Here is a 6,945-nt window from a genome sequence, read left to right as displayed (position 1 = left end):
AAGAAGGTTCCGTTTGTTCAATGTAATGGACGATTTTAACAGAGAATCATTGGCTATTGAAGTAGATACGTCATTGCCGTCTCTTAGGGTAATCAGAGTGCTGGAAAGACTGATTGCACAAAGGGGTAAACCTGCAAATATCCGTTGCGACAATGGTCCTGAATTTATCAGTCATAAGCTAGAAGAATGGTGCAGTGATGAGCGTAGACAGATAACGATTCAATTTATTCAACCGGGGAAACCTACCCAAAATGCATACATCGAAAGAAAAAATGGAAGTATCAGAAGAGAAGTATTAAATGCTTACCTGTTTTATCGTTTATCGGAGGTAAGGGAACAAACAGAAGAATGGAGAATGGATTACAATACCGAGAGACCGCATAAGTCATTGGGCTATTTATCACCAATACGATATGCAAACAAATGGGAGGAAAAACAGAAAAATATTACCTTAGAAAACTCTAACTAAACGTGGCACTAAATTATGGGGAGCTTACAGCTGTATGATCAATATGGGTAGATGTTTTACCCAATATCATCAAATCATTTTTATCTTTTGTATCCAATAAATGGAGATTCATTTTGATGACAGATAATAGCGGACCCAGATCATCATGAAGATCAGAAGCGATACGCCCTCTTTCGGCTTCAAGCAATTCAACTTCCATTCGTAATCGGTCCTCGTATTGCCTTGACCTTTTTTTATGTTGTCGAATAACGGTCACAAGAAAAAAGGCGAGAATCGTACCAATTATCAGGGTGGTAATCAGTATCGTAAGGTAAATTCTTGCTTCGCTGGAATACATAGTACTGCTAATGTATATACCAAATGTGCTAAAAAATTCACAATAACCATGATATAATATACTCCTCTAAAGAAATCATTACTGAATTCCTGTTGAAAAAGGAATAAACTCTCAATAAAAATACGATAACTATAATAAACAATTGAAGTGACACAGATCAAAAAAACGGCATTTTTCCAGAGCGTAATATCATCCTGAAAAATCACTTTGTTGAGTTGATTGATAGAACAAAGAATAAGTACTGCAGAATAATAAATCCTATAATAAGAATTTATTTGAAAGATACTGTTCAGGATCAGATTATCAAATATCCAGATCACTACACCGGCTAGAAATAGTCCAATGAAAAAAATCTTATTGTTTCGGGAACTCCAATTATAAAAGAGCCATAAAAAAATGGGAAATTCAATTAAAACATAGCAATTGCTGATGAGTGGACTTTTATAGCCTAAGTGAATAATAGTCTTAATCAATAATTCAAATACAAATGCCACAATCATATAGACGTAAAACGGTCTATAATAGACCCCCATCCTTTTTTTGCGGATGATGGCATATATTACCCCTAAGGCCATCACAATTACTAAACCGTACGATATTATTTGTCTGATCTGGTCTGCCATTCAAATTAACCGTTCAATGGTGAAGACATAGGAGGACAAAACGGTGGGCAGCGGGCACCCTCCTCTAAAATAAGATCGGATGTTTGAATCATGTCTGCCCCTTGTTCATCAACGCCCACTAATATCGTATGGATCGTATCATCTGTTTGTTTACCATAATAAACTCTAAGAGATACACATCCGGGTTGACTTAATAAGGCTGAGACTGCTTCTTTATGAAATGTTTCTGAGTTCACCATACCTGCGGGAACATCTGCTTGGTATCGAGCAGTCATATCAATAGCTTCCTGTAAGGAAATTAAGTGTTGCATTTTCTCTAATTACTATGATTTGTAAATATATGGGAAGAGTAGATAAAACAGGAGCGGGCTGATCCCCCCATGAACCGACCCGCTCTTGAAATGCCCGGTTTGATGTCATAAACAGTTAGCCGGTATTTCAATAATATCCTGTTAGTTGATGAGTATTCTTCTGATGTCCTGGAAGAAATAGAAGCACTCTTTCAATACAATATTATTCCATAGTTAAAAAATAGCACTACGTAGAACTACGCAAAATGAGCGTATCTCTACGTTTTTTTGCATGATAACTACCAAATAATCAATAAATTAAATTAATTGAACATATAAATTGGGTGCCTCAGAAGTGAAATAAGCAACTTGAGATTGGGTTGGTCGCGTATGGTTCATGGCTTATGGTCCGTAGTCGATGATAAAACAAAGAGGCTGCATCCGATTTTTGATACAACCTCTTGATAAATTATGTGACTTGGTTTGATTAGAACGGCAAATCATCCATGGGCTCTGTTAATTCATTGGGTGAGGATACGACCGGTTGACCTCCATAGGCAGGTGTTTGTGGTGTATAACCACTGTTACCGGAGGCGGGGTTGCCACTAGCTCCTTCACCCCCTTTGGTTCCTATCAATTGAATACTCAACACCCGCAAAGTAAGAGAAGCTCCGTTTCTACCATCTTGAGTAGTATAGGTTCTCACATCCGGATTACCCTCTACATACACTTGCGTTCCTTTTTTCAGGTATGGAACTACACCTGTGCGGTCTGTCCAATAAGAACAATCCACCCATACGGTGCGGTCTTTTTGTACACCCTGAGCATCTTTATATTTTTCAGTATGTGCTACCGTAAAATTGATCACATTCTTTCCGTTCACATTGTTCAAAATGGCATCTTTTCCCAGATTGCCGATCACCAATAATTTTATCATAGCTTAATAGTTTCGGTAAATATCGGCAAAATGACTAATCGTGGATACCGTATTTACCGCAAATTTTCAACGTTGTTTAATCAGGTAAGGAATTTGGTTTAACAAGCTTTCCAATTATCAATACCTGATGATAAATTGTTTACCATATGCAGGGATTACAATTAACCATTCCAACCTTACAAGATCACGGCCCTATCGTTGAAGCTGAAATTCATACGGATGAAGAAACTTTTTTGAATGTCAAAAACTTCAATGGATTCCATACTTATATCACCACCCGCTTATTGATAGATACCGGTTCGAATATTTCCGGACTAGACAAATCCATCATCGAACGCCTACAATTGAATCGATATCGTGATGATGCTACAGTTGATGGTGCAGGAGGACGATATGAACTCAAACTATTTCGTGCGATCCTTTACCTACCCATTTTCAGGGAAAAAGCCTTACCGATTGATCTGGTAGAAGGCGATTACAGCAATGCCCCCTATGACGGTATTATCGGCAGAGATGTGCTTCGGTATTGCAGTTTTGTGTATGACGGGTGGAGCGACACTTTTAAGTTAATGGCGGTAGACCTGTGATTTTTCGTTATTCGAAACCCCGTTTGGCACTGAAAAGCCGCTACACACCCCTGAATTCCGGCGCTTACTGTATTTTTGCAGACTAATTCAAATTACATGAGCCGTAAAGGAAAAGTGTTGGTGGCGATGAGTGGCGGTATAGATAGTACCGTTACGGCACTCATGCTCCATAATGAAGGATATGAAGTGGTAGGTATTACCATGAAAACATGGGATTATGCCAGCAGTGGCACCAGCTCTAAAGAAACAGGTTGCTGCAATATTGATTCTTTCAACGATGCCCGTCAGGCAGCAGTACATCATGGATTCCCCCATTTCATTCTTGATATCCGTGAAGAGTTTGGAGATTTTGTGATTGAAAATTTTGTGGAGGAATATCTTGCAGGACGTACACCCAATCCATGTGTCATGTGCAATACGCATATTAAATGGCGCGCCTTACTCAAAAGAGCCAATGCTTTGAATTGTGATTTTATCGCAACAGGGCATTATGCAGAAATCAGACAACATACCAACGACCGCTATGTGATCAGCAAAGGCTTGGACGCTACCAAGGACCAGAGTTATGTATTGTGGGGACTGGATCAGGAACTGCTCAGTAGAACCATCATGCCTTTAGGTAAATACCACAAAAAAGATATTCGCCAAATGGCCATGGATCTGGGCTATCCCGAACTCGCTAAAAAAAGCGAGAGCTATGAAATATGTTTTGTTCCCGATAACGATTATCGTGGTTTCTTAAAAAGAAATGTAGATGGACTGGAAGAAAAAGTGAACGGCGGATGGTTTATAGATAAAAACGGGAAAAAATTGGGGCAGCATAAAGGCTATCCTTTTTATACCATTGGTCAACGAAAAGGTCTAGATATTGCTTTGGGGAAACCTGCATATGTAACGGCTATCGATCCTGATACAAATACAGTTGTACTAGGCGATGAAGAAGACTTGGAACAAAATGATATGTTGGTCACCAAAATGAATTGGATCAAATACGATGGTATCTCTGATGGAATGGAAGTAATGGCGAAAATCCGTTACAAAGATCAGGGTGCACTTGCCAACTTATACAACCATGAAAATGGAATTCGCGTTCGCTTTTACGAAAATGTAAAAAGCATTGCTCCCGGACAAAGTGCCGTATTCTATGAAGGGAATGATGTGATTGGTGGTGGGATTATTCAGCGGGGTGATTTGATTGCACTTTAATGCTTTCTTCTTAACAAAGCTGCAAACATCGTATCCGATTTTTGATGATACCCTGTCATCAGTTGCTGCACAACCAATTCAAGCGAATGATTCTGTTCTAGTAATTGTTTTACGATCTCTTCATTTTCTCTTCTGAACAAAGAACAGGTGATATACAACAGATATCCGCCGGGTTGTATTGTTGTTGCCACATTCTGCGTGATCTTTCTTTGCAGTGCTGTGTACAATGTTATTTTATCGGTACTGAAAAAAGCAAGTTGCTCCGGTGTTCTTGACCATGTACCACTGCCGGTACAGGGTGCATCACAAATGACTAGATCATAAGGTTCACCGGTATAAGTAAAAGTGGAGACTGATAAATCTGCAATAAAAGCATCATACTGATCAATACCTGCTCTTTCAAATCGTTGCTTCAGATTGTGGAGAATAGAAATCCTGGCATCTGATACAGTTAGTGACACATCTCGCAAGTGATCATACACTAAAATAGATTTACCCCCACTGGCAGCACAACAATCCCAAACCCGAACAGGTGATGGTAGCTGTGCCGGTAATAATAATTTTACTCTTTGGGAATTCAAATCCTGTATCACTACTTCCTTATCGATCTCAAGAATGGTATCCAGTTTTGTTCCATTGGATAATGCCAGTGTAGCATCAGATAATTCCTGAAAAGGAATGGCTGCATCACTCAGTTTTGTTCGGACAACAGTTTCAAATCCGGGTCTCACACGAATAAAAAGATCAGGTTGTGTAAACTCACCAATGCTTAATTCAGGAAGTTCTACTCCTTCACTCATTTCCTCTTTCCATGGATAAATATGCTGGATGCTAAAAACAGGATAGAGTTGTTCAATAAAACCGACTCTTTGCTCTAAATCTGCATTCCAATTTTTTATCCATTCAGGTTTATACAAGCCGGACCAATACCCGGGTGTTTTTTCTGCAAAGAATAGGGCGATTTTCAATCGCTCTTTTATCGTTAACTCTTTTAGTGCATGTCCGAGCCGATAGTAACTATAACAAAGGTGAGTGATGTATTTTCTATCCTTAGCCCCATGTTTTTTTTCTTGGGCAAAATATGCTTTCAGATAATGTACCAAAGGCTGCGATCCATTATACCCTTGAATTAGGGACACGGCAGTATTGAAGTATGACTGGAATCGCATCATAGGGTATGAGGTTACATCAGCGCACCTGGAAACATACCTCGTTTCAAGCGAGCTCTGTTTCCAGATGTGCCTTAATGAATTTACATTAAATTTTCGAAAACTATACTTCCAGTAATGTTTTCACCGGGTCTTTCCCGAAGAGCAACAATTCAGGATTTTCAAGCAGTTCCTTTACTCGTACAAGGAAGCTAACGCTTTCACGTCCGTCAATGATGCGGTGATCATAACTCAGGGCTAAATACATCATCGGACGAACCACCACTTGTCCGTTTATAGCCATTGGTCTTTCCTGGATTTTGTGCATTCCAAGAATTGCACTTTGTGGGATATTGATGATAGGAGTACTCATTAAACTGCCAAATACACCTCCATTGGTGATGGTAAATGTTCCTCCTTGTAATTCTTCGGCTGTTAGTTTGCTGTCGCGGGCCTTACCTGCTAATTCCACTACTTTCTTTTCGATATCAGCCATGCTTAGACTTTCTACATTACGCATAACAGGTACTGTTAATCCACGTGGAGTACTAACAGCGATACTGATATCCGCATAATCATGGTATACCAATTGGTCTCCATCAATGTACGCATTTACAGATGGCCATTCACCTAATGCAATAGCACAAGCTTTTGCAAAGAAGCTCATGAAACCGAGGTTCACACCATGCAGTTCTTTAAACTTGTCTTTGTATTGTTTACGCACGTCCATGATGCGTGTCATATCCACTTCATTAAAAGTGGTGAGCATCGCTGTTGTATTCTTGGCCTCCACCAAACGTTTGCTGATGGTTTTACGAAGATTGCTCATCTTCTCCTGACGTATATTTCTGCTGTATAACTCTCCGCCCGAAAATGCTTTTTTACCCGGATTGGCCAAAGCTTCCAATACATCGTGCTTTACAATCTTTCCTCCGGCACCCGTTGGTTTGATATTAGAAGGATCTACTTTTTTATCAGCGATAATAGCTGAAGCAACAGGTGTTGCTTTGATATCATTAGACACAGCTGTTACTGGCGCTTCATTTTTCACAGGCACTGCTGTTGCCGCTTCTTTGGGTGCAGGAGCAGCGGCGCCTTCCGGCTTAGCTACAGTTTCATCAATTTTTGCCAGCACATCTCCGATATTGAGTGTGTCGCCTTCTTTACCCACAGTGGTAAGTATACCTGCTTGTTCCGCATTTACTTCAAAAGTGGCTTTCTCACTTTCCAATTCAGCGATCACTTCATCACGCTCAACCCACTCGCCGTCTTTTTTCGTCCACTTTAACAAGGTTACTTCGTTAATGGACTCTCCTACTGTTGGTACTTTTATCTCAATCATCGGGGA

Annotated in this window: 9 protein-coding genes; 3 read left to right on the top strand and 6 right to left on the bottom strand. The window is 39.9% G+C overall.

Annotated elements, in window-relative coordinates:
* Window positions 1–469, top strand: a 469-nt coding sequence (locus ACTIEV_RS08425) for an integrase core domain-containing protein (RefSeq protein WP_439516348.1), incomplete at its 5' end; no start/stop codon positions are given.
* 13 nt (window positions 470–482) lie between these two features.
* Here ACTIEV_RS08425 and ACTIEV_RS08420 read toward each other — a convergent pair.
* The 4 genes from ACTIEV_RS08420 to ACTIEV_RS08405 all read right to left on the bottom strand — a co-directional run bounded on the left by ACTIEV_RS08420 (window position 483) and on the right by ACTIEV_RS08405 (window position 2,656).
* The gene (locus ACTIEV_RS08420) at window positions 483–668 is read right to left on the bottom strand and encodes a histidine kinase (protein WP_439516347.1); all 186 of its coding nucleotides are present in this window, start codon (window positions 666–668) and stop codon (window positions 483–485) included.
* 98 nt (window positions 669–766) lie between these two features.
* Complete coding sequence (locus tag ACTIEV_RS08415) at window positions 767–1,306, bottom strand: hypothetical protein (protein ID WP_439516346.1); 540 nt, start codon at window positions 1,304–1,306, stop codon at window positions 767–769.
* A gap of 128 nt (window positions 1,307–1,434) precedes the next feature.
* Window positions 1,435–1,740 carry a hypothetical protein gene (locus tag ACTIEV_RS08410; RefSeq protein ID WP_322197199.1) on the bottom strand — a complete coding sequence of 102 codons (306 nt, stop codon included), beginning with the start codon at window positions 1,738–1,740 and terminating at the stop codon, window positions 1,435–1,437.
* 466 nt (window positions 1,741–2,206) lie between these two features.
* Window positions 2,207–2,656: a single-stranded DNA-binding protein gene (locus ACTIEV_RS08405; protein ID WP_322197200.1), complete on the bottom strand. Its 450-nt coding sequence runs from the start codon at window positions 2,654–2,656 to the stop codon at window positions 2,207–2,209.
* A 146-nt stretch (window positions 2,657–2,802) separates the two neighbouring features.
* Between ACTIEV_RS08405 and ACTIEV_RS08400 the strand changes: the two genes are divergently transcribed.
* A complete protein-coding gene (locus ACTIEV_RS08400) occupies window positions 2,803–3,243 on the top strand; it encodes an aspartyl protease family protein (protein ID WP_250687638.1) in 441 nt (146 codons plus the stop codon).
* A 96-nt stretch (window positions 3,244–3,339) separates the two neighbouring features.
* Window positions 3,340–4,449, top strand: coding sequence for a tRNA 2-thiouridine(34) synthase MnmA (mnmA, locus tag ACTIEV_RS08395; protein WP_322197201.1), 1,110 nt, complete (start codon window positions 3,340–3,342; stop codon window positions 4,447–4,449).
* Here mnmA and ACTIEV_RS08390 read toward each other — a convergent pair.
* Window positions 4,446–5,588 carry a hypothetical protein gene (locus ACTIEV_RS08390; RefSeq protein ID WP_439516345.1) on the bottom strand — a complete coding sequence of 381 codons (1,143 nt, stop codon included), beginning with the start codon at window positions 5,586–5,588 and terminating at the stop codon, window positions 4,446–4,448. The two genes, mnmA and ACTIEV_RS08390, sit on opposite strands and share 4 nt — an antisense overlap.
* Before the next feature lie 133 nt (window positions 5,589–5,721).
* The gene (odhB, locus tag ACTIEV_RS08385; protein WP_322197203.1) at window positions 5,722–6,939 is read right to left on the bottom strand and encodes a 2-oxoglutarate dehydrogenase complex dihydrolipoyllysine-residue succinyltransferase; all 1,218 of its coding nucleotides are present in this window, start codon (window positions 6,937–6,939) and stop codon (window positions 5,722–5,724) included.
* Window positions 6,940–6,945 lie beyond the last annotated feature (6 nt).

The organism is Sediminibacterium sp. (assembly GCF_051861365.1).
Classification (GTDB): Bacteria; Bacteroidota; Bacteroidia; order Chitinophagales; family Chitinophagaceae; genus Sediminibacterium.
Note: the sequence above shows the minus strand (reverse complement) of the source record. Positions and strands in the feature narration are given on the sequence as shown.